A 22768-nucleotide genomic window follows, 5' to 3' on the forward strand; every position below is an offset into this window, starting at 1 on the left:
GTTCCAAGGGCCCTCCGGCCCTTGGCGGGGTGCGGGGCGGCGCCCCGCGTTCTTTGGGAGGATCAGACAATGAGCCTGTGGTTTCGCATGGCCCGGGTGCTGGCGACGACGGGGCGGCGGCCGAAACTGGGCCTGCTGGATGAGTCGGAACTGAATTTCCGGGTGTGGCCGAGCGATCTCGACTTCAACCTGCACATGAACAACGCCCGCTATCTGGCGGTGATGGATCTCGGCCGGCTTGATCTGGTCGTGCGGGGCGGGCTGTGGCGGGCGGTGCTGCGGCGGCGCTGGCAGGCGGTGCTGGCCGGCAGCGTGGTGCGCTTCCGCCGCCAATTGCGGCCGTTCCAGCCCTTCACGCTGAAGACCCGGCTGGTCGGGTGGGATGAACGCTGGCTGTATCTCGACCATCGCATCGAGGGGCCGGACGGGCTGGCCTGCCATGCCCTGATGCGCGCCGCCTTCGTCGGTCCGACCGGGGTGGTGGCGCCGGCCGAGGTGGTGGCGGAGGCCGGCTGGAACGGCACCCCGCCGCCGCCGCCGGCCTGGGCCGGGGCGTGGCGCGAGCTTGACCGCAGCCTGGAGCCGGCGGCGCCGCGCGCCGAGGTGGCGGCATGAGCGGGCTGGCCGGCAAGACCCTGCTGATCACCGGCGCCAGCCGGGGCATCGGCAAGGCGATCGCGCTGCGGGCGGCGCAGGACGGCGCCAACATCGTCCTCGCCGCCAAGACCGAGACGCCGCATCCGACCCTGCCCGGCACCATCCACGAAGCGGCCGAGGAGATCGTCGCGGCGGGCGGGCAGGCGCTGGCGCTGAAGGTCGATGTGCGCGACGAAAGCCAGATCGAACGCGCGGTGGCGGCGGCGCTGGAGCGGTTCGGCGGGATCGACATCGTTATCAACAATGCCGGGGCGATCAGCCTGACCGGCACCGCCGAGACCGAGATGAAGCGGTTCGACCTGATGGTCGGGGTCAATGTGCGGGCCACCTTCGCGCTGACCCGGGCCTGCCTGCCGGCGCTGAAACGGGCCGACAATCCCCACATCCTGACCCTGTCGCCGCCGCCCAGCCTCGATCCGCGCTGGTACGGCCCCCATCCGGCCTACACGCTGAGCAAGATGGGGATGAGCCTGCTGGTGCTGGGCTGGGCCGAGGAATTCCGCCCGCTCGGCATCGCCGCCAACGCGCTGTGGCCGCGCACCCTGATCGACACGGCGGCGATGCGGGTGGTCGGCGCGCCGATCCGGCCGGAACATTGCCGCCGGCCGGAAATCGTCGCCGACGCCGCCCACGCGATCCTGACCCGGCCGTCGCGCACCCATACCGGCCGGTTCTATCTCGACGAGGAGGCGCTGGCCGAAAGCGGCGTCACCGATTTCGCCCGCTACGCGGTGGTGCCGGGCCGGATCCCGCTGCCCGATCTGTTCGTCGCGCCGGACTGACACAACAATGCCGGGGACGGCGGCGCTGTCCCCGGCATCGCCGCGATGGCGCGGGCCGGCGCTATTTGGGGGGCGCGGTTTTCAGGGTGATGACCGCGACCTTCCGTTTCGGTTCGCTCTTGGCGTCGCCGCTGGGGTCGATCTTGTCCGAGTCGATCTGGTGCGCGTTGACGAGGATGTTCATCACGGTTTCGGCCCGTTTCAGGGCGACGCCCTCGTTGGTCGTGCCGGCCGGCGGTGGCGGGGTTTCGGTGGCGTGGCCGACGATCTTGAGGGTGGCGGTCTTGTCGGTCTTCAGCGCGGTGGTCAGGGCCGTGGCGGCGTCCTTGATCTTGGCCGCTTCCACCGCGTTCAGCTCGTAGGTCCTGGTGAACTCCACCGTCCAGGATTTGACGGCGGCCGTCGCGGCCTTGTCGTCCTTCGCGGCCTTGTCGGCGGCGGGGGCGGAATAGGGCGTCGGCTGCATGTCGGCCATGATTGTTTTCAGGCCGTCCTGACTGGCGAAACTCTCGCAGAACCTGTCAAGAAATGGGTTTCCTTCATTGTTTGGGTTGACTTGTCCTTTCGTCGCTATCTTCTTGTTCTGCACGCAGGCGACAAACATCGCGTGGGTGAGGCGGGGCAGGGAATAGGCGACGTAATTGCCGGCGACGGCGTCGATTTTGCTCTTTTCGGCGTTTTCGGCCAGGATCAGGGTCGAGAGCACATCGCCATACTGGCTGAGGATCAGGGCATATTCGTCCTTGTCGATGGCACCGTTGGCGTAGGCCTCGCAGGCGCGGAAGGTGCCGTCGCGCAGGGCCTGAACCGCGACCGAACGGCCGACCAGTTGGGTCAGGGTCTGGGTAAGGTTGTGCTCGGCGGTGACCCCCATCGTTTCCTTGGCACTCCCGCTGAATTCCTTGACGGTGGTGCTGACTTCTTGACTACGGTCGGCGCTCAACTTGCTGACCATCGCGATGGCCATCGCGATGTCCGGGCTGGGCTCGCTGCATATGATCTTTTTGTTCTGGTTGTTCTGGGGGTCATCGCCGAACCGGTTCCGGGAAATCACCGTGCGGACATCGGCGGTGGTGAAGGAGATTTTGCTGCCATCGAAATCTTTGTTGGTGGCATAGCCCTGGCTGACATTGTCCTCGAACATCACGCAGCCGGAGAGCAGGAGGAGGGCGAGCAGGGCGGGCGGCCCGGCGTGCCGGAGGGCCGAAAACGATCGGACGGTCATGATGATCCCCCTCTTGGTATTTTTTTGGAAATTTCACATCGTAAAAATCAACCAAAACATTGCGCCAAATATCTTTTATAAGCAATATTCCGATAATTATCCCCTAATGCGCGTAGTGCAGGATCATCAACGGCTTGACCGCCCCCGCGCATGGCTCGGGGCTGAGGCTGTGCGAAAAAGTCATGGGTTCCAAGGGCCTTGCGGCCCTTGGCGGGGTGCGGGGCGGCGCCCCGCGTTCAGCGGCTGAGAAGGGCGAGCAGCGCGGTATAGGCGGCGAGCGCGCCACAGGTCATGGCGGCCTGCCAGCGGCGGGGTTCGGCGCGCCAGGGCAGGATCGCGGCGGGGCGGGCGAGGCCGAGCGGCAGAGCGAGCAGATAGAGCAGGCTGCCGAAGCCGAAAGCGAACCGCTTTTCCGGCCCGTTGGGCACCAGCAGGAACAGCAGCACGGTGGCGACCAGCCACAGGGCGATGGTGGCGCTGGGGCCGGGCCGCAGGGCGGCGAGGCGGTCACGGACGGTCATCTCGTCGGGCTTCTCCCGCCGCGCCCGGGACGGGGCGGCCTCGCCCTCGATGTGGGGCGCGGCGGAAGATCTCTCAATAGCCGTCGAAATCGTTGTTGCCCTGGGCCGAGCCGTGCATGCGGCGTTCCGACCAGTTGATCACCCACGAGGCGATGTTGGCCTGGGTGAGCGGCGGCGGCAGGCGGCGCAGCATCGAGGGCAGGCTGTAGAAGCGGCGATACATCTGCTGGATGTGGCCTTCCAGCTCGGCCGGACTGCCCTGTTCGGGCCGGATCTGACAGAGCTGGCCGGGCCAGCGGTCGATCGAGTCGGGATCGAGGATGCGGCCGGCGGCGAGGTACTCCTCGTACAGCTTGGTGCCCTTGGTCGGGGTCAGGATGTTGAAATAGGCGGCCGGCACCTTGTTGCGCTCAAGGAATTCAAGGGTGGACTCGAACACGGTCGGGCTTTCGCCGTCCCAGCCGAAGATGAAATTGAGCGAGAAGCTGATGCCGCGCTTGCGCAGGTTGGCGACCATCTCGTCGTAGCGATTGGCCTTGTTGGCGGTCTTGCGCATCGCCTTGAGGGTGGCGGAATCGATGCTTTCGATGCCGATATTGACGTGCAGCACCCCGCTGCGCACCGCGAGGTCGAGGAAATTCTCGTCGAGGCAGAGATGCGATGACCACAGGGTGGACCAGCGCACCTTGAGCGGGATCATCGCTTCCATCAGTTCGAGGGCGCGGGGCTTGTTGCCGCCGAAATTGCTTTCGCCGAAGAACAGGTTGCGGCCGCCGCAGCGGCGGATCTCCTCGGCGACCTCGGCGGCGGGGCGCCAGCGGTAGCGGCCGCCCAGGTAGAGCCGCTCGCTACAGAAATCGCACTGGAACGGACAGCCGCGCGAGGATTGCAGGGTGAAGGTGCGGAACGGCCCGTAGCGGCGCATGTCGAGCAGGTCGTAGCGCGGCATCGGCAGCCCGGCGAGGTTTTCGAGCGGCTCGGCGCGATAGATTTTCTGCAACCGGCCGGCGGCGGCGTCGGCGAGGAGGGTGGCCCAGATCGGCTCGGCCTCGCCGATCGCCACCGCGTCGCAATGATCGAGCGCCTCCTCGTTGTAGAAGAACGCGTGCGGCCCGCCGATCACCACCTTGACGCCACGGGCGCGGAAGCGGGCGGCGATGTCGTAGGCGCGCACCGAATGCAGCGTCCAGCACGAGATCGCCACCAGATCGACCGGGGCGGTGTCGTCGATCTCCTCCAACTGCTCGTCGATCAGCCGCACCGTCCATTCGGGCGGGGTCAGCGCGGCGAGATAGGGCAGGGTCAGCGGCACCACCGAGCGGCGTTTGCTTTTGAACACGACCCGCTCGGTGGGCGAGCGGTAGTGGGACGGTTGGATGATCAGAAGGCGCATCAGACTCGCTGCGAACTTTGGCCGGGAGAGGAAGAAAGGGGAAGGCGCTCTCCCGCTCCATGAACGCGCGGGTTTAGCAGCCTCCCCCGATTTCTGCGAAAGCAGGGAGAATGCCGCAGACGATCCGCGTTCTTCAAGTGCATCGATGACAGGTCCGCCCGGGGCGCGACTCTGGGCCCGGCGGCCTCAGCCGGCCTCGGCCGAGGCCAGAACCGGGGCCGGGGCGGCGGGTCCGTCGCCGCTGTGGCGCGGGGCGGCGTCGCGCAGGGCGGCGGCGGCGCGGGCGCGCACCTCGGCGAAGCGGTGCGACACCAGCAGGGCGCCGTCGCGGAACACCGGCCGCAACAGGTCGTCGGCCTCGGCGCAACTGCCGGCGGGGACGGTGTGCCAGTCCCCGGCGGCGTCGCGGCAGAGGGCGAGGCGGCCGCGTTTCGAGCCCTTGCCCCGGTCGGTGACCGGCTGCTTGAACACGTCGCGCCAGACGCCGTGACACTGGATCGCCGAGGCCTTCATCGCCCAGGAGAAGGTGTCGCGATCGACCTTCTGCAACAGGGCGCCGCCCATGCCGAAGGCGATGTTGTCGATGGCGAAGCGGTCGGCCTGCATCCGCGCGAGGATGGCGCGGATGGTGGCGGGATTGATGCCGTCGCCCTGGATCACCCGCACGGCGGGGTGGAGCACCTCGTAGCCCTTGCTGTTGCGGCTGGTGCCGAAGGCGTTGGCGGCGAGGCGCAGCACCAGCGCCACCACCTCGACCGGGTCGCCGGAATCCGGGCGGATCACCAGGGTGCCGCCCATGTCGAGCACCTGCTGGCGCAGCCGGCCGCCCCACAGCGATTCGACCGCGTGGAACACGTCGTAGGAATCCGACACCACCGCGACGACCCGGCCGGGGCCGCCGAACTGGCGCAGCATGTTGGCGTAGGCGTCGGCCTCGCCGGCGCGGCCCCAGCTGGTGATGGTGGAATGTTCGGCGGCGGGGATCGAGAAGCCGGCCATCGGCTCGTCATAGAAGCGGGCGGCGGCGAGCAGGGCCTCGACGGTGTCGGTGCCCTGGAAATTGACCAGATGGGCCATGCCGCCCAGCGCGGCGGTTTCGGCCGAGGAGGCGCCGCGCGCGCCGAAATCGTGCAGCTTGAAATCGAGGCTGGCCTCGGGGGCGTCGGAGGTCTGTTCCCACGCCTCGCGCAACAGGCGCTTGACCGCCCAGGACAGGGTCGCCACCGTCGAGGGATACCATACCGCGCGCAGCAGGGCGGTTTCGAGGTAGGATGTCAGCCAGAACGCCGCCGGGTCGGTGTTGACCAGCTGGACCAGGGCATGGCCGGGCGGCACCACGCTGCCCTCGGCGACGGCGCGGATCTCGACCGGCAGGCGGCCGCCGTGGCGGGCGAGGATGTGGCGCCAGCCTTCCTCGTAGAACGGCACGCCGTGGGCGGCGAACAGGGTCCGGGCCTGGTCGATGAAGGCGGCGGTGACCGGGGCGGCGGCAAGCCGGCGCAGATAGGCCTGGAGCCCGAAGGTCACCACCCCGGGCACCGCCAGTCCGCTGTGGTCGGCGCGGGCCTCGACGTAGGAGGAGACATGGCTGGTACCGTCGGGATACTGCCATTTGTGGCTGGTCTTGTAGCTGTCGACCGCCAGAATCGGGTTGAACTCGACCTCCATGACGCGCGAACTCGATCAATTTTTGGGCAGGAAGGAAAACCTGCCTCGACTATGGACGAAAGGACGGGCTCGGGCAACCGCCCGACGCGCCGCCGCAACCGGAGGCGAGCATGACACGGCTGAGTCTGGAGCGGCTGGTCGAGGCCTATGCCTGCGGGGTGTTCCCGATGGCGCGCGAGCGCGACGACACCCGGCTGTACTGGGTCGATCCCGAATGGCGCGGCATCCTGCCGCTCGAAACCTTCCATGTGCCGCACCGGCTGGGCCGCACCCTGCGCCGGGGCGGGATCGAGGTGCGCTGCGACACCGCCTTCGACGCGGTGATCCGGGCCTGCGGCGCCCCGACACCCGACCGGCCCGACAGCTGGATCAATGGCGAGATCGTCCGGCTGTTCGGGGCGCTGCATCGGGTCGGGCTGGCCCATTCGGTCGAAAGCTGGCAGGACGGCCATCTGGTCGGCGGGCTGTACGGGCTGGCGCTCGGCGGCGCCTTTTTCGGCGAGAGCATGTTCTCGCGCGCCACCGACGCCTCGAAGCTGGCGCTGGTCCATCTGGTGGCGCGGCTGAAGCAAGGCGGCTTCCGGCTGCTCGACACCCAGTTCGTCACCGACCATCTGCGCCAGTTCGGCGCGATCGAGATCCCGCGCGCCGCCTATCGCCGCCGTCTCGCCGCCGCGCTGGCCTGTCCGGCCCGGTTCGATCCGGCGCCGGGCTGGGGCGGGGCGGCGGTGCTGGCGGCGGCGCTGGCGCCGCTGCCGGCGGAGGGGCCGAGCCCCCATCCTTAACGTAATGGTAAATGACCCATAAATGATATGTGGCTGAAAAAATGCGCCGAATAGGGGCATAACTCTATGGCGTTTGGTTTATGCATCATGGCAGAATGCGTCCAGAGAACGGTTGCCGCGGATCGCTGATCCGCCGGATGTGACCCAAACCGGGGGTCTGCGATGAAGCCAGCCTTACCCTTGACCGGACAGGAACGTTTCTTCGACGCCGATCAGGTGATCGTCAGCAAGACCAACCCGGCCGGGACGATCACCTATGCCAATCGCGCCTTCCTCGAGGTCAGCGAGTTCACCGAGGCCGAGGTGATCGGCAAGCCGCACAACATCATCCGCCATCCCGACATGCCGCGCTGTCTGTTCCGCAAGCTGTGGCGGCGGATCAAGGCGGGCAAGGAGATGTTCGCCTACGTCGTCAACCGCACCCACCATGGCAACCATTACTGGGTGCTGGCCCACGTCACTCCCAGCTTCGACGCCGAGCAGCGGATCATCGGCTTCCATTCCAACCGCCGCGTGCCGGAGCGCGCGCCGCTCGAGCGGGTGATCATCCCGCTCTACCGCGCGCTGCGGGAACGGGAACAGGCCGAGGGCGATCCCGAGGCGGCGGTCGCCGCCGGCGAGGCCCATCTGCGCGCCCACCTCGAGCAATTGGGAGTCGGCTATGACCGCTTCATCTTCTCGCTCTAGCCTGAAGCCCGGTTCGGCCGGAAATGCCCGCTTCTCCTCGCTGCGTCTGGCCCGCTGGGCGGCGGGCGGCACGGTGCTGACCGCGCTGGCGATCGTGCTGGAGGACGCGCTGGTGGGGGAAACCTCGCTGCTGTCGCTCGGGATTGCGGCGCTGGCGCTGACCCTGTCGGTGGCGACGCTGGTGATGCTGCGGCGGCTGCGCCGGCTGATGGTGCAGGCGGCGGCGACGATGGAAGCGGTGGCGGCGGGCGATTTCGAGGCGCGGCTGGTCGGCTATCGCGAGACCGGCGCGGTCGGCAGCCTGATCGACGCCACCAACGATTTGATCGACCGCACCGATTCCTTCGTGCGCGAGGCTTCCGCCTCGATGGGGGCGGTCAGCCGGGGCCAGTATTTCCGCCGCATCGTCGAGCGCGGCATGCTGGGCCAGTTCCTGGTCAGCGCCCGCCAGATCAACGCCGCCACCGAGGCGATCGAGCGCAAGGTGGACAATTTCGCCAAGGTGACCGCCGGGTTCGAGGCCTCGGTCGGCGAGGTGGTGCGGCTGACCTCCGCCGCCGCCGCCGAACTGCACGCCACCGCCGAGGGGATGGCGCGCACCGCCACCGCCACCAGCAGCATCGCCGCCAAGGTCGCCGCCGCCGCCGAGGAGGCGTCGCACAATGTCGAGACGGTTTCCGCCGCCGCCGAGCAGCTTTCGGCCTCGGTGCGCGAGATCAGCGCCCAGGTGGCCAAATCCTCGACCGTGGCCGGCGAGGCGGTGGCCCAGGCCGGCCGGACCAACGATCTGGTCCAGGGCCTGTCCGAGGCCTCGACCCGGATCGGCGAGGTGGTCGGCCTGATCACCGACATCGCCGCCCAGACCAACCTGCTGGCGCTGAACGCGACGATCGAGGCGGCGCGGGCCGGCGAGGCGGGCAAGGGCTTCGCGGTGGTGGCGGGCGAGGTCAAGGGGCTGGCCAACCAGACCGGCCGCGCCACCGGCGAGATCGGCACCCAGATCGCGGCGGTGCAGTCGGCCAGCGGCGAGTCCGCCACGGCGATCCGCTCGATCGCCGACACCATCGGCAAGGTCGGCGAATATGCGGCGGCGATCTCGGCGGCGGTCGAGCAGCAGGGCGCCGCCACCCATGAAATCGCGCTCAATGTCGAGCGCGCGGCCCAGGGCACCAGCGAGGTGACCGCCAACGTCCACCGCCTGTCGGCGGGGGCGGAGGAAACCGGCCATGCCGCCGGAGAGGTGCTGGCCGCCGCCGGCGACCTGTCGCGCCAGTCGGAACAGCTTGGTCAGGCGGTGGCCGGCTTCCTGTCCGAGCTGCGCAAGGTGATCTGAGGTTCTGTCCCTGCGAGGTCCCCCCACCTTGGGCCGGGCGGCAACGCCCGGCCTCCTTTTTTCGGGCCGGCGCGCAGACACGAAAAACCCGCCGAGTCGAGGACTGGGCGGGTTATTCGTTCTCCCGGGGATGGTCGGAGTGAGAGGATTCGAACCTCCGGCCCCTGCCTCCCGAAGACAGTGCTCTACCAGGCTGAGCTACACTCCGTCACCGGGGAGGGGCGTCTTATAGTCCGATCCGTGGGCTTTGCCAACCGCCGAGATCGCCGAAATGAAAAAAGGCGCCGCCGGCATATGAAAAAGCCCTGGTCCTTGCGAACCAGGGCTTTTTGCGTCTCGCCGCGGCGAACCGCGTTGGATGGTCGGAGTGAGAGGATTCGAACCTCCGGCCCCTGCCTCCCGAAGACAGTGCTCTACCAGGCTGAGCTACACTCCGTCAGCGGCGAGGCCCGTCTTATAGCCGTATCCCCCGGCCCAGGCAAACGAAATTTTGTAAAAAATCACCTTCCCGTCCGCCCGGTCCGGCCCGGCCCGAAAAGAAGGGGGTCCGGGGCATCGCCCCGGCCGGGCCCACGGGCGGGAGCCCGTGTCACCTGACGGTGTCGTGCCGATGGCGCGGGTCAGCTCGGGCGCGGCGGGCGGGGCGGCAGGTGGCGGAGGATGGCGGCGACCAGATCATCGACCATTACCGGCTTGACCACCCGTTCGACCATGCCGGCGGCGGCGCAGCGGCGGCGTTCCTCGTCCATCGCATGGGCGGTCAGCCCGATCACCGGCAGGGTGGGGGCGACCCGGCCGACGGCGCGGGCGAGGTCGTAGCCGTCCATTTCCGGCATCTGCACGTCGGTCAGCACCAGATCGAATCCGCCGGCCCCGGTTTCGCGCAGCGCGTCGAGGGCGAGGCGGCCGTTCTCGAAGCAGCTCAGCCGGGCGCCTTCGCCGCTCAGCATGTCCTCCAGCACCAGCCGGTTGACCGGGTTGTCCTCGGCCCCCAGCACCCGCAGCCCGGCGAGGCGGCGGCCCGGTGCGGGCGGCGGCGCGGGCGGCGGTTCGGTCAGCAGGCGGCGCAGCAGGCGCGGGCGCAGCGGCCGTTCCAGCGGGATCGCCCCGGCCAGCGGCGGAGGCGGCTGGCCGGGATCGGTCAGCACGGCGACCTGGCCGCCCTGGGCGAGGCGGGCCTCGATCCGGGCCCGCAGCGCCGGATTGACCAGGGCGGCGGCGTCGGTGACCAGCAGGGCGGCGGAATCGGCGGTGGCGGGGGCCGGGCCGCGGCGGACCCGGGGGGCGGCGCCGGCGATCAGATCGGCCTCGTCCTCGGGCAGGCCGAGCAGGGCGATCTCTTCCGCCGGCCAGGGCGGCGGCGGCTCGGCCCCGACCAGCGGCAGGGTGACGGTGAAGGTGCTGCCGCCGCCAGGGACGCTGCTGACGGCGATGCGGCCGCCCATCAGCCCGACCAGATCGCGGCAGATCGACAGGCCGAGCCCGGTGCCGCCGAAGCGGCGGGTGGTCGAGCCGTCGGCCTGCTCGAACGGCTTGAACAGGCGCTCGACCATCTCGGGGGCGATGCCGATGCCGCTGTCGGCCACCGCCAGCAGCAGCCGGGCGCCGTCGGTGACGGCGGTCAGGGTGACCGAGCCGCCCGAGGGGGTGAACTTGATCGCGTTGCCGAGCAGGTTGACCAGCACCTGCCGCAGCCGGTTGGGGTCGCCCAGGCAGCGGGCGGGCAGCTCGGCCGCCTCGCGCACGGTCAGGCGCAGCCCCTTGCCGCGGGCGCGCGGCGCCAGCATCTCGACCGCGCCGTCGATCACCGCGCCGAGGTCGAGCGGGATGCATTCCACCGCCATCTTGCCGGATTCGACCTTGGAGAAATCGAGGATGTCGTCGATCACCTGGCTGAGGCCGTGGCTGGCCTCGACGATGCGGTTGAACAGCTCATGGCCGGAGCGGCCGGCCTGTTCGCGCCGGCCGATCTGGGCGAGGCCGAGGATGGCGTTGAGGGGGGTGCGGATCTCGTGGCTCATGTTGGCGAGGAAGGCGCTCTTGGCCTCGGTCGCCGCCTCGGCCTGCTCCTTGGCCTGGGCCAGCTCGCGGGTGCGCTCGCGCACGATCTCCTCCAGCCGGTGGCGGTGGCGGTCGAGTTCGGCCGCCTGCCGCTTGCGGTCGGAAATGTCGCGCACCAGACCGATGCCGATCCATTGCCCGTTCTGGCGCACCGCCGACAGCGACAGTTCGATCGGGAACGGGGTGGCGTCCTTGCGCAGCCCGATGAACTCGATGGTGCGGCCGAGCGGATTGCCCTCGCCGGCGGCGCGGAAGCTGGCGAGGCCGCGCCGGTAGAGCCGGCGGTAGCGGGCCGGCACCAGCAGGTCGCAGGTGCGGCGGCCGAGGATCTCGTCGGCGCGGTAGCCGAAGATCCGTTCCGACGCGGCGTTCCAGAAGGCGATCTCGTCGCGCTCGTTGATGATCACCACCCCGTCCTGGGCGCAGGCGCCGATCGAGCGGAAGCGGGCCTCGCTGTCGCGCAGGGCGTTTTCGGCCTCGATCCGGTCGGTGACGTCGAGGAACACCCCGAGATGGCCGGTGTCGAGGGCGATGGCCGAATGCAGCATGGTGCGCACCCGTCCGTCGCGGCAGGTGACGCGGCATTCCATCGGCTCGATGTCGCCGCCGGTGCGGGCGGCGGCTGCCATCGCCGTGTTCCACGCTTCCATGATCTCGCCGCGGTAGGCGGGATCGGGATAGGCCCGCCGCCACCATTCGTCGAGGGTGGGGATTTCGTCCGGGCCATAGCCGAAGGTCTGGAGGAAGCGGTGGTTGCGCAGCAGGAAGGTGCCGTCGGCGGCGACGAAGCCGAGCGCGACCGGGGCGGCCTCGAACAGGCGGCGGAAGCGGTGTTCGCTGGCCTGACGGCTGGCGTCGAGGCGGACCCGCTCGGTGAAGGCCTGGCTGGTGCGGCGGGCCAGCATCAGCACGATGGCGATGATCAGCCCGAGCGCCAGCAGCGAGCCGGCGAGGCTCCAGGCGAACACCCGGTCGGCGGTGGCGCCCAGGACCTCGATGTCGCGCTGGCCCTCGGCATCGACCCGGCCGGTGCGGCGTTCGAGGTCGGCGAAGGCGACCCGCAGCGCGACGGCGCTGCGGGTGTCGCCCGGGGGCAGGTGGCGCCAGGTTTCGAGCTGGCGCTGGAACTCGCCCAGGCTGCGGCGGAAGCCCTCGGCATCGGCGGCGCCGCCCGGTGCGGGATCGACCGCCCGCTCGAACGAGCCGACCGCCTGCATCAGCAGGGCCAGCCCGGCCTCGCGGCTGAAGGGGGTGGCGCCATGGCCGTCATCGAGGCTGGCCTGGAGGAAGCCGCGGCTGAGGTCGAGCCGGGCCTGACGCAGCTCGCCCAGCCGCCGCGCCGCCTGCTGGAGCGAGGCGCGCTGTTCGAAATGCAGCCAGGACAGCAGCCCCACCACCACCGCCCCCAGCAGCACCGCCAGCAGGATCCAGCGGCCGAGCAGGGTCGGGGCCGGCGGGCGCGGCGCGGGGGCGGGAAGCGGATCGCTGGGCAGGCTCATCGGGGCGGGTCCGGTTGCGGCGGCGGGGAGGGGGCAGGGGCAGGGGCAGGGGCAGGGGCAAGGGCAGGGGCAGGGGGCGCGGGGGCGGGCAGGGTGGGGTCGGCCAGTCCCAGCCCGGCCAGCAGGCGGCGATGGCCCGGGCTGCCGAGATAACGGCCGAGCGCGGCGTTCCAGGCGTCGCGCAGCCGGCCGGCGTCGGGGGCGAAGACGAAGGCGGTGGCGCCATAGGCCTGATCGGCCTCAACCGGGGGCAGCACCATCTCGGTCTGGCCGAGCTGACCGTTGCGCGCCATCCAGCGCACCGTCGGCTCGGACAGCAGCAGGGCGTCGGCCAGCCGGGATTCGACCGCCTGCCGCCCCGACAGGGCGTCGGGCACCACCAGCAGGCGCGGCTCGGCCACCCCCAGCCGGCGCATGATCTGTTCCTCGACCGAGCCCGACAGCACCGCCAGGGTCAGCTCGGCCCGGCCGGCCGCGCGCTGGTAGGCGATGATCCGGCGCGGATTGCCGCGCGCCACCAGCAGGCCGGGGCGGACATGGATGGTCGGCAGCGAGAACAGGGCGCGGGCCTCGCGCTCGGGGGTGATGAACATCCCGGCGGCGATCAGGTCGATGCGATGGGCCTCGAGCGCGTCGAGCAGCTCGGCGAAATCCATCTGGCGCCATTCGATGGCGCGGATGCCCAGCCGCTCGGCGATGCGGCGGGCGATTTCCGGCGCCTCGCCGGTGACGGTGCCGTCATTCTGCAGGAAGGCGTAGGGCGGCTCGACCGCATAGCCGATGCGGAACGGCGCCCCGGCCTGGAACCGCCGCAGCGAATCGTCGGAGGACCAGTCGTGGCCGAGCGCGACCAGACCGGCCACCAGGGCCAGCAGCGCCGCCGCCCAGGCCAGCGCCCGCCGCCGGTTCATGCCCGCCTCCCGCCGTCCTGTCGGGCCGGCGGCGGGGGGATGCCGATACCGCTTTGCTGGGCCGTCATCGTCTTCTGTCTGCCGTTCGGCCCTGTCGGCCGGGAGGAAAGGGGCTCTCTATCCGCTGTAGCATAGAGATTAGCCCCAACGGCAGGGGACGGGAAGCTATGACGGGGTCATATCCCCCTTGACGCCGGCGGCGGCGGCGGTCAGCAGGTGGTGGACCTTTTCCATCGCGAGGTCGATGGCGAACCGCACCTGCCGTTCGCCGCCTTCATTGGCGTGGGCGACCGCCTCGGGCAGGATCTGGCGCTGGAGGAAGGCGGCGAAGCCGGCGAAGGCCCGCGCCGCCAGTTCGGGCGGGTCCTGGCCCTCGTCGAACCGGCCGTCGCGCTCCAGCCCGGCGGCGGCGCGGTCGAGGATCGCGGCCATCGCCCGGGTGCGCGGATCGGCGTCGCCGGCGGCGGTCTTGCGGGCGACGAAGCGCAGCATCGCCACCAGGGCGCGCTGGTCCTCGCCAAGGGGAAGGGCGGAGGCGGGGTGGGTCATGGGGCTGTTTCCTGGCGTGACGGCGGCGATGGCGGCCCCAGTCAACCCGGCCGCCGCCGCGCTGGCAAGAGGCTTGGTGGCGCGGCCCCGGGGTCAGGCGGCGGGCAGGGTGAAGCGGAACACCGAGCCGCCGCCCTCGGCCGGGGTGACGGCGATGGTGCCGCCATGGCGCTCGACGATCTTGCGGGCGATCGACAGCCCGACCCCGGTGCCGTCGCGGTCGGCCAGACCGTTGAGGCGGTGGAACAGCTTGAACACCGCCTCGCGCGAATCCTCGGGGATGCCGATCCCGTTGTCGGCGACGGTCACCGCGACCCGGCCCTCGTCGTCGGCGGCCTCGACGGCGATGCGGATCCGTGGCGCCACCCCGGGGGCGCAGTATTTGATCGCGTTGGCGATCAGGTTCTGGAACAGCCGGGCGATCTGCTGCGGGTCGCCGCGCACCGCCGGCGCCCGGTCGAGCCCGGCCTCGATCGTCGCGCCGCTGTCGCGCGCCGCCTCGGCCAGATTGGACAAAGCCAGCCCGAGCGCCTCGCCCAGCGCGAACGGCCGCATCGGGTCGCCCTGGCGCTCGACCCGCGAATAGGCCAGCAGGTCGCGGATCATCGCGTCCATCCGCTGCGCCCCGTCATGGATGAAGCCGAGGAATTCCCGCCCCTCGGGGTCGAGCCGCTCGCCATGGCGCCGCAGCAGCAGGGTGGCGTAGCTGGTCATCATCCGCACCGGCTCGCGCAGATCGTGCGAGACGGCATAGGCGAATTCCTCGAGGTCGCCGTTGGAACGGGCCAGATCGCGGCAGGAGGCATCGAGCTTGGCCTCGGCCTCGCGCCGGTCGGTGATGTCGAAGCAATAGCCGACATAGCCGAGAAAGACGTGGCGGTCGTCGCGGGTGGGAATGCCGTAATCGACGATCCAGCCGTAGCGGCCGCTGGCGCGCATGATGCGGTATTCCATCTTGAACGCGGCGCGGCGGGCGAAGGCGTCGAGATAGACCGCCAGACAACGGTCGAAATCGTCGGGATGCAGCCCCTCGGTCCAGCCGTTGCCCAGTTCCTGTTCGAGCGTCCGCCCGGTATAGGCCAGCCAGGACGGGTTGAACCAGTCGCACAGCCCGTCGGACCCGGCCCGCCAGATCAGGATCGGCGCCGCTGCGAGCAGCTGAAAATCGGGCCAGCCGGATGAGGTCAGGATCATCGCGCCGTTCTCCGTTCCAACGGGATGGCGGGGTGGGGGAGGCCGCGCCCCCGCCCTTTCGGACGAAGTCGCCATGACGATAGCCTAATCCGAGAATAGGTTAAAGGTCATAGATCGGTTGCGTGCCGATCGCCGCGCCGCCGCGCCACCGTGGCGGCGCCGGCGGGGGCGGGGCGGGGGCAATTCCGCCGCCCTGCCGGCCCAGACAAACCGTTCCGCCGCCAGATCAAGGCGATCACGCCCCAAGTCGGCGGCAAAAAACCGACCGAAGCCGCCGGGCCAGATGATTTATTTGTGACCGTCGAGGGCATTCCTGGTCAGGGCCGGCGCGGCCGCTATAATGCGTTCGCCTGATGGGGAGGCCCCGGATGCCATGCCGCGCCGGTCCGTCGGGGCGATCCGCTCGGATGGGTTTGTATCGGTCAGATGGTCAGCTACCGCGATCTCGATGTGGCGTTTCAGGCCATCGTCAACATCCATTCCGGGCAGTGCTTCGGTCACGAGGTGCTGGTGCGCGGCTGGGAGACGGTGGGGGCCGAGTCGGCCGAGGCCCTGTTCGCCGCCGCCGCCGCCGACGGCAGCCTGATCGACCTGGAGGTGGCGATCCGCCACCGGGTGGTGGCGCGGGCGCCGGATTCGCCGGTGCTGACCGGCGGCGCCCTGTTCGTCAATCTCGATCCCCGCGCCGCCGAGGCGCTCGACACGGTGATGGCGGCGACGCGCGGCCTGCTCCAGGTCGGCTTCGCCCATATCGTCACCGAGATCGTCGGGCTCGACGGCACCGCCGGGCCGGCGCTCTATCCCCCGGCGACGATGCGGCGCCAGGGGGGGATGGTCGCGGTTGACCGCTTCGGCGCCTCGGCCGATTCCTTCAACCTGCTGATCGGCTGCGACCCCGATTTCATCAAGATCGACCGCGCCTTCATCCGCGGCATCGACGCCGACGCCCGCAAGCGGGTGGTGCTGGCCCAACTGGTCGGGATGGCCCGCACCCTCGGCATCGAGGTGATCGCGGTCGGGGTCGAGACCGGGCGCGAGCTGACCGTCTGCCGCGAACTCGGGCTCGATCTGGTCCAGGGCTTCCACATCGCCCCCCCCACCGGCGATCTGGCCGCGCTGGCCCCGGTCTATGCCCGGATCGACGCCCTGGCCCAGCACGAGCGCCGCCGCCGCCAGATCGACCAGCGCTGGGTGTCGCAGCAGATGAACCCGGTGCCGGCGATCATGGTCGATGCCCCGGTGCGCGACATGTTCGACCGCTTCGCCCGCGACCGCAACACCACCCATGTCCCGGTGGTTGACCGCTCGGGCCGGCCGCTCGGGATCATCCGCGAGAGCGACCTCAAGAACTACGCCTATTCGGCCTTCGGCAAGGACCTGATCGCCAACAAGGCGCTGGGGCGCAAATTGCAGGATTTCCTGGTGCGCTGCCCGATCGCCGACATCGCCACCCCGCTCGACCAGATGCTGGCGATCTACGCCGCGGTCGAGGACGCCGAGGGGATCCTGATCACCGAGCACATGATCTATCACGGCTTCCTCACCGCCCGTTCGCTGATCCGGGCGATGCACGAGAAGACCCTGGCCCGCGCCCGCGACGAGAACCCGCTGACCAAGCTGCCCGGCAACGTGCTGATCGAGGAATATGTCGCCGATTGTGTCGCCTCGGGCGAGGGGGCGGTGCTGGCCTATATCGATTTCGATAATTTCAAGCCGTTCAACGACACCTACGGCTTCCGCCAGGGCGACCGCGCCATCCTGCTGTTCGCCGAATTGTGCCGCAAGAGCGCGGTGCCGGGGCGCTGGTTCGTCGGCCATATCGGCGGCGACGATTTCTTCATCGCCATCAAGGGCGGCGACGCCGAGACGGCGGTGGCGGCGATCGGCGGGCTGATCGGCCGCTTCGCCTCCGACGCCGAAAGCTTCTACGACCACGAGGCGCGGGCGCGGCGCTGCATCGTCGCCCAGGACCGCGACGGCAACACCAAGCGTTTTCCCCTGCTGTCGGCCAGCGCGGTGCTGGCGGTGCTGGCGCCCGGCAGCGACGGGGTCAGCACCGACGAGATTTCCGCCGCGATCGCCCGCTACAAGAAGCCGGCCAAGCTGTCGCCCGACAAGATGGTGGTGGTGCCGCTGGCGGCGCCGTCGGCCCCGGCCACGCTGGAGCCGGCGTGAGCCCGCCCCGGCGGCGCGGCGCGCGGGCACTGGCGGCGGCGCTGCTGCTGGCGCTGGCGCTGTGGCCCGGCTTGGCCCTGGCCGGCCCGGCGGGGGAGGGCGGGCTCGGCTTCGCCCTGCTGGTGGTGCGCAGCCAGGCCGAGGCCGAACAGGCGTGGCGGCCGCTGCTGGTCCGGCTGTCGGCCTGGCTGGGGGTGGCGGTCGAGCCGCATTGGTATTCCGATTATGCCGGGGCGGTGTGGGCGATGCGCACCGGCCGCGACCAGTTCGGCCATTTCGGCAACAAGGCGGCGATCGAGGCGGTGGACAAGGCCGGCGGCCGGGTGTTCGCCGCGCCGGCCGGCCCGCGCGGGCCGAGCGTCTATCATTCGGTGCTGGTGGTGCGGCGCGACGCCCGCTTCGCCAGCCTGGAGGCGCTGCTGGCGGGGGCCGGGGGGGTGACGCTGGCGCTGGGCGACCCCAATTCGACCTCGGGCACGGTGGTGCCGCGCCAGACCCTGTTCCATCCGCGCGGGATCGAGCCGCGCGAGCGTTTCCTGCGGGTCACCGCCGGCACCCATCCCGACAATCTCGCCGCGGTCGAGGCCGGACGGGTCGATGCGGCGCTGGTGTCGAGCAAGGCGGTCGAGGCGCTGGCCCGCGCCCGGCCCGAGCGGGCCGCCGCGCTGCGCGAGCTGTGGCGCTCGCCGCCGATTCCGGCCGATCCGCTGCTGTGGCGCGACGATCTGGCGTCGCCGCTGAAAAGCAGTGTCCGCGCCTTCTTCCTTCAGCTCGGCCGGCCGGCCCCGGGCAAGAGCCCGGCGACCCTGGCGGCGGAACGGGCCGAACTGGCCCGGCTCGATCTGGCCGAGTCCGACCATCCCGACCAGGGCGGCTTCATCGCCGCCGACGACCGCTATCTGCTGCCGGTGCGGCGGCTCGACCTGCTGGAAAGCCGCTGGCGGCTGACCCACGGTCCGGCCGTCGGCGCGGCCGAGGCGGTGGACACCCGTCTGGCCGAGATCGACCGCCGCCTTGCCGACCTCGACTCCCTCCCGGCCGGGGCCGATCCGGCCGGCGGCCGCCGCCGTGAATGAGGATGCCGCCGTGACCTTCTCCCTCCGCCGCGACATCGCCACCAAGCTGCTGTTGCTGATCCTGCCCGGAATGCTGATCGGCAGCGTGGCGATGTTCCTTGCCTTCGAGCGGATCGACGCGCGCGGGCGGATGGCCGCGCTCCAGCTCCGGCTCGACACCTTCGCCCTGACCCTGTCGGCGGCGCTGACCAAGCCGCTGTGGGAATTCGACGACGTCACGGTCGAACGGCTGTTTTCCGCCACCGGCGAGGTGGCCGAACTGACCGAGGCCCGGCTCTACAACGCCGACAACGCCCTGGTCGCCGAGACGCGCGGCCACCATGCCGTCGCCCCCGACGCGGTGCTGCTGCGCCGGGTGGTGCCGCTCAGCCACCAATCGGTCGGCAATCCGATCGATCTCGGCCGGCTTGAGGTGGTGTTCGACGACCAGCAGGTGCGGGCCCAGATCGGCGACCAGCGCACCGCCGGGCTGCTGGTGCTGCTCGGCGCGTTGCTGCTGCTGGGGGGGGCCACCCTGCTGGCGGTGCGGCGGGTGGTGGCGCGGCCGCTGCGCCGGCTGCGCGACTCGCTCTACCGCAACGCCTCGACCCAGGGGCGCGAGCCGCTGGTGTGGCGCGGCCATGACGAGGTCGGCGAGGTGGTCGATGCCTACAACCAGCTGCTGGCCGAGATCGACCAGCACAGCCGCGACATCCACCATCTGGCCTACCATGATTCGCTGACCGGCCTGCCCAACCGGCAATTGCTGGAGGACCGGCTCGGCCACGCCATCGCCGTCGCCGAGCGCCACGGCCGCCAGATCGCGCTGCTGTTCGCCGACATCGACAATTTCAAGGTGGTCAACGACACCCTCGGCCACAAACAGGGCGACCGGCTGCTGAGGACCGTGGCCGAGCGGATCGGCGGGGCGGTGCGCAGCATGGACACGGTGGCGCGCTGGGGCGGCGACGAGTTCGTGCTGGTGCTGGAAACCATCGCCAGCCCGGGCGAGGCCGCCAATGTCGCCGAGAAGCTGATCGAGGTGATCGGCGCCCCGGTGGCGCTCAACACCACCCTGATCCGCATCGGCGTCTCGATCGGCATCAGCCTCTATCCCCAGGACGGCCGCGACGTCACCGCCCTGATCAAGAACGCCGACATGGCCCTGTTCGAGGCCAAGGGGCGCGGCCGCAACACCTATCATTTCTTCGATCAGGCGATGAACAGCCGGGCGCTGCGCCGGCTCGACATCGCGGTGGCGCTGCGCCACGCCATCGCCCAGGACCAGCTCGAACTGCATTACCAGCCGAAGGTGCGGACCCGCGACGGCGCCGTCGTCGGGGCCGAGGCGCTGGTGCGCTGGCGCCGCCCCGGCGAGGGACTGATCCCCCCCGGCGAGTTCATCCCCCAGGCCGAGGAAAGCGACCTGATCGTCGCCCTGGGCGAGTGGGTGGTGCGGCGGGCCTGCGCCCAGATCCGCTCGTGGCGCGATCGCGGCTTCGGCGACATCGCGGTGGCGGTCAACCTGTCGCCGCGCCATTTCCAGCGCGAGCGCGACATCGAGCGGGTGATCGCCCTGGTCGAGGCCGCCGGGGTGGCGCCGTCGCTGATCGAGATCGAGGTGACCGAATCGACGGTGATGCGCGATCCCGAACTGGCGATCTCGCTGCTGTGGCGGCTGCGCGAGCGCGGCTTCGGCATCGCCATCGACGATTTCGGCAGCGGCTATTCCAATCTCGGCTATCTGCGCCGGCTGCCGATCCGCACCCTCAAGATCGACCGCACCTTCGTCGGCGACATCGAACAGGGCCGCGACGGCGCCGAAATCGTCCGCGCCATCATCGCCATGGCCAACGCCCTCGGCCTCGGCCTGGTCGCCGAGGGAGTCGAGACCGAAGCCCAGTTCCGCTTCCTGCGCGAGGCGGAGTGCGCGGTGGTGCAGGGGTTCTATTTCTCCCGCCCGCTGCCGGTCGAGGCGTTCGAACAGATGCTGCGCGCCCCGGCCCCGCCGGTCGCCGTCGCCGGGCCGGCCTTCGCCACGGTGTGAACGTGCGGGGCTGCCGCCCCGGCCCCGCCTGGAGGCTTGCGCCTCCAGACCTCCCCCTTTTTTTGCCCTTCGCGCGGCCAACGCCCGCGCCCAAGCTGACCGGCCTTTCCGTGCCCGACCATCAAGGGGTTCCAAGGGCCTTGCGGCCCTTGGCGGGGGTGGGCGGAGCCCACAACATCACCCCGAAACCCACATCAATCCTCGGCGAGGGCCTCGCGGCGGGCCTCGATCACCTTTTCGGCGACGCGGCCGTTGACCTCCTGCAAATGGTCGAACTTCCAGGCGAAGGTGCCGACCCCCATCGTCAGCGAGCGCAACTCGACGATCAGATCGTCCATTTCCGCCTGCGGCAGGTAGGCATTGACCTGATCCCAGCCGCGCCAGTCCGCCTTGGCGTCGTAGCCGAGCAACTGGCCGCGCCGGCCGGTGACGATGCGCTGGGCCTTGGCGGTACAGTCGTTGGGGACCGCGATCTCCACCAGCAGCACCGGTTCGAGCAGCACCGGCTCGCATTGCGGCATGCCTTCGGTCATCGCGATGCGGGCGGCGGTCTTGAACGCCATGTCCGAACTGTCCACCGCGTGATAGCTGCCCTGGGTCAGCGTCACCGAGAGGTCCACCACCGGGAAGCCGAGCGGGCCGCGCACCAGATAATCGGTCACGCCCTGTTCGACCGCCGGGATGTAGTGGCGCGGCACCACGCCGCCGACCACGGTCTCGCGGAATTCGAACCCGGCGCCGCGCGGACGCGGGGCGATGTCGAGGGTGACGTCGCCGAACTGGCCATGTCCGCCCGATTGCTTCTTGTGGCGGCCGTGGATGGTGGTGGCCTTGCGGATGGTCTCGCGGTAGGGCACCGTCGGCTTGCGCGCCGTGACCCCCAGATTGAACCGGCTCTTCAGCCGCTCGATCGCCACCATCAGGTGGATCTCGCCCTGGCCGCGCAGCACCAGTTCGCCGAAATCGCTGTGTTCAAGCACCAGCGAGGGATCCTCCTCGCACAGCTTGGTCAGGGCGCCGGCCAGCTTGACGTCGTCGCCCTTCTTCTCCGCCGCCAGCGCCAGCGCGAACAGCGGCCCGAGCGGGGCGGGCCAGGGCAGCGGCGGCACCGGCTCGGGGGCGATCAGCCCGCCGGTGGCCAGCGTCTCCAGCCGGCCGAACGCCGCCAGCTCGCCGAGTCCGACCCGCGCGGTCTTGGCCGGGCCGGTGGGGGCGGGCAGATAGAGCCCGGACAGCCGCCCGCCGCCCAGGCTCTGGTTGTCGGCGAAGCTGCCGCGCCAGACCCGGGCATAGCTCAGCTTGCCGGTATGGGGGGCGTGGACGGTCTTGCAGATCTGGGCCAGCGCCGGTCCCTCGGCGGCGATGCCGAGCCGGCGGGCGGTGGCCTCGGGGCCGGGCACGTCGTGGCGCAGCGCCTTCAGCAGCCGGCGGATGCCGCCGTCGGCCTCGGCCGAGCCGAAGAACACCGGCACGATCAGATTGTCGGCCAGATCGCGGGCGAGATCCTGGTAGATGTCGGCCGGCGGCGGCTGGACGTCCTCCAGCAGCGCCTCCATCAGCTCATCGTCGAAATCGGCCAGATGTTCGAGCAGGTCCTGGCGCGCCACGCCTTTTTCGCCGCCGATCGCGTCGGGGACGCGGATCAGGTCGGAGGCCTGGCCCGGCCGGTAGCGGTAGGCGCGCTCCGACACCAGATCGACATAGCCGGTGACGGTCTCGCCCTCGCGGATCGGCACCTCGCGCAGCAGCAGCGGGCGTTCCGACACCGCCTGCAACGCCTCCAGCGTCTCGGCCAGCCGGGGGCCGGGGCCATCGACCTTGTTGATGAACAGCAGATGGGGGATCCCGCGCTCCTGGAGCTGGCGCAGCATCGGCCCGACCATCACCGCGCGGGCGGGGTCGGGCTCGCACACCACCACCGCCGCATCGACCACGCCGAGGATGTTGATCGCCTCCTGCTGGAACTCGACCGAGCCGGGGCAGTCGATGAAGCACCAGCTTTCGCCCAGATAGCTGGCGGTGGCGAAATTGGGTTCGACGCTGATCTGACGGGCCCGCGCCTCGGGGCCGGCATCGCCGACGGTGGCGCCGTCACGCACCCGCCCCTTGCGCGGGATGGCGCCGCAGGCGAACAGCAGGGCTTCGAGCAGGGTGGTCTTGCCGCTGGCGAACGGACCGACCAGGGCCGCCGCACGCGGCGCGGATGGGGTTCTTGCCGTCATCGTC

Annotated in this window: 17 protein-coding genes and 2 tRNA genes; 8 read left to right on the forward strand and 11 right to left on the reverse strand. The window is 70.4% G+C overall.

Annotated features, from left to right (window positions below; translation table 11 throughout):
• Nucleotides 1–69 precede the first annotated feature (69 nt).
• Together ACFSNB_RS10305 and ACFSNB_RS10310 are read left to right on the forward strand one after the other, a co-directional pair.
• On the forward strand, nt 70–615 hold the full coding sequence (locus ACFSNB_RS10305) for a thioesterase family protein (protein ID WP_377316182.1): 546 nt from the start codon (nt 70–72) through the stop codon (nt 613–615).
• Nucleotides 612–1439, forward strand: coding sequence for an SDR family oxidoreductase (locus ACFSNB_RS10310; RefSeq protein ID WP_377316184.1), 828 nt, complete (start codon nt 612–614; stop codon nt 1437–1439). Before ACFSNB_RS10305 ends, ACFSNB_RS10310 begins: the two co-directional genes overlap by 4 nt.
• A gap of 61 nt (nt 1440–1500) precedes the next feature.
• Here ACFSNB_RS10310 and ACFSNB_RS10315 read toward each other — a convergent pair whose 3' ends face one another.
• The 4 genes from ACFSNB_RS10315 to ACFSNB_RS10330 all read right to left on the reverse strand — a co-directional run bounded on the left by ACFSNB_RS10315 (nt 1501) and on the right by ACFSNB_RS10330 (nt 6246).
• Nucleotides 1501–2664, reverse strand: a complete 1164-nt coding sequence (locus ACFSNB_RS10315) for an OmpA family protein (RefSeq protein WP_377316186.1) — start codon at nt 2662–2664, stop codon at nt 1501–1503.
• A gap of 236 nt (nt 2665–2900) precedes the next feature.
• Entirely contained in the window at nt 2901–3185 is a 285-nt protein-coding gene (locus ACFSNB_RS10320; RefSeq protein WP_377316188.1) for a hypothetical protein, read from the reverse strand.
• A gap of 73 nt (nt 3186–3258) precedes the next feature.
• Entirely contained in the window at nt 3259–4578 is a 1320-nt protein-coding gene (locus ACFSNB_RS10325) for a B12-binding domain-containing radical SAM protein (protein WP_377316190.1), read from the reverse strand.
• Nucleotides 4579–4764: 186 nt separating this feature from the next.
• Nucleotides 4765–6246 (reverse strand): nicotinate phosphoribosyltransferase, encoded by a 1482-nt coding sequence (locus ACFSNB_RS10330; RefSeq protein ID WP_377316192.1) that lies wholly within the window; start codon nt 6244–6246, stop codon nt 4765–4767.
• Nucleotides 6247–6356: 110 nt separating this feature from the next.
• Between ACFSNB_RS10330 and aat the strand changes: the two genes are divergently transcribed.
• From aat to ACFSNB_RS10345, 3 genes are all read left to right on the forward strand, one after another.
• Complete coding sequence (aat, locus tag ACFSNB_RS10335) at nt 6357–7031, forward strand: leucyl/phenylalanyl-tRNA--protein transferase (protein WP_377316194.1); 675 nt, start codon at nt 6357–6359, stop codon at nt 7029–7031.
• A 162-nt stretch (nt 7032–7193) separates the two neighbouring features.
• On the forward strand, nt 7194–7718 hold the full coding sequence (locus ACFSNB_RS10340) for a PAS domain-containing protein (RefSeq protein ID WP_377316196.1): 525 nt from the start codon (nt 7194–7196) through the stop codon (nt 7716–7718).
• Nucleotides 7693–9051, forward strand: coding sequence for a methyl-accepting chemotaxis protein (locus ACFSNB_RS10345; RefSeq protein WP_377316198.1), 1359 nt, complete (start codon nt 7693–7695; stop codon nt 9049–9051). The genes ACFSNB_RS10340 and ACFSNB_RS10345 overlap by 26 nt, the downstream gene beginning before the upstream one ends.
• A gap of 131 nt (nt 9052–9182) precedes the next feature.
• On the opposite strand, the gene ACFSNB_RS10350 is transcribed toward ACFSNB_RS10345, so the two are convergent.
• The 6 genes from ACFSNB_RS10350 to ACFSNB_RS10375 form a co-directional block, all read right to left on the reverse strand.
• A tRNA-Pro gene (locus ACFSNB_RS10350) sits at nt 9183–9259 on the reverse strand.
• Between the two features lie 151 nt (nt 9260–9410).
• Nucleotides 9411–9487 (reverse strand) — tRNA-Pro (locus tag ACFSNB_RS10355).
• Between the two features lie 184 nt (nt 9488–9671).
• A complete protein-coding gene (locus ACFSNB_RS10360) occupies nt 9672–12611 on the reverse strand; it encodes a hybrid sensor histidine kinase/response regulator (protein ID WP_377316200.1) in 2940 nt (979 codons plus the stop codon).
• Entirely contained in the window at nt 12608–13522 is a 915-nt protein-coding gene (locus ACFSNB_RS10365; RefSeq protein ID WP_377316202.1) for a transporter substrate-binding domain-containing protein, read from the reverse strand. Before ACFSNB_RS10365 ends, ACFSNB_RS10360 begins: the two co-directional genes overlap by 4 nt.
• A gap of 165 nt (nt 13523–13687) precedes the next feature.
• Nucleotides 13688–14071 (reverse strand): hypothetical protein, encoded by a 384-nt coding sequence (locus ACFSNB_RS10370; RefSeq protein WP_377316204.1) that lies wholly within the window; start codon nt 14069–14071, stop codon nt 13688–13690.
• A gap of 93 nt (nt 14072–14164) precedes the next feature.
• Nucleotides 14165–15265: a sensor histidine kinase gene (locus ACFSNB_RS10375; protein WP_377316206.1), complete on the reverse strand. Its 1101-nt coding sequence runs from the start codon at nt 15263–15265 to the stop codon at nt 14165–14167.
• A gap of 426 nt (nt 15266–15691) precedes the next feature.
• On the opposite strand from ACFSNB_RS10375, the gene ACFSNB_RS10380 reads away from it, so the two are divergent.
• Genes ACFSNB_RS10380 through ACFSNB_RS10390 form a run of 3 tightly spaced genes read left to right on the forward strand, consistent with a single transcriptional unit; the run spans nt 15692 to nt 20542 of the window.
• The gene (locus tag ACFSNB_RS10380; RefSeq protein ID WP_377316208.1) at nt 15692–17440 is read left to right on the forward strand and encodes a bifunctional diguanylate cyclase/phosphodiesterase; all 1749 of its coding nucleotides are present in this window, start codon (nt 15692–15694) and stop codon (nt 17438–17440) included.
• Nucleotides 17437–18516 (forward strand): phosphate/phosphite/phosphonate ABC transporter substrate-binding protein, encoded by a 1080-nt coding sequence (phnD, locus tag ACFSNB_RS10385; protein WP_377316210.1) that lies wholly within the window; start codon nt 17437–17439, stop codon nt 18514–18516. The genes ACFSNB_RS10380 and phnD overlap by 4 nt, the downstream gene beginning before the upstream one ends.
• 10 nt (nt 18517–18526) lie before the next feature.
• Nucleotides 18527–20542 (forward strand): putative bifunctional diguanylate cyclase/phosphodiesterase, encoded by a 2016-nt coding sequence (locus ACFSNB_RS10390; RefSeq protein WP_377316213.1) that lies wholly within the window; start codon nt 18527–18529, stop codon nt 20540–20542.
• Between the two features lie 194 nt (nt 20543–20736).
• On the opposite strand, the gene ACFSNB_RS10395 is transcribed toward ACFSNB_RS10390, so the two are convergent.
• A complete protein-coding gene (locus tag ACFSNB_RS10395) occupies nt 20737–22764 on the reverse strand; it encodes an elongation factor G (RefSeq protein ID WP_377316215.1) in 2028 nt (675 codons plus the stop codon).
• Nucleotides 22765–22768 lie beyond the last annotated feature (4 nt).

This window comes from Phaeospirillum tilakii, from assembly GCF_042683125.1.
Classification (GTDB): Bacteria; Pseudomonadota; Alphaproteobacteria; order Rhodospirillales; family Magnetospirillaceae; genus Phaeospirillum; species Phaeospirillum tilakii.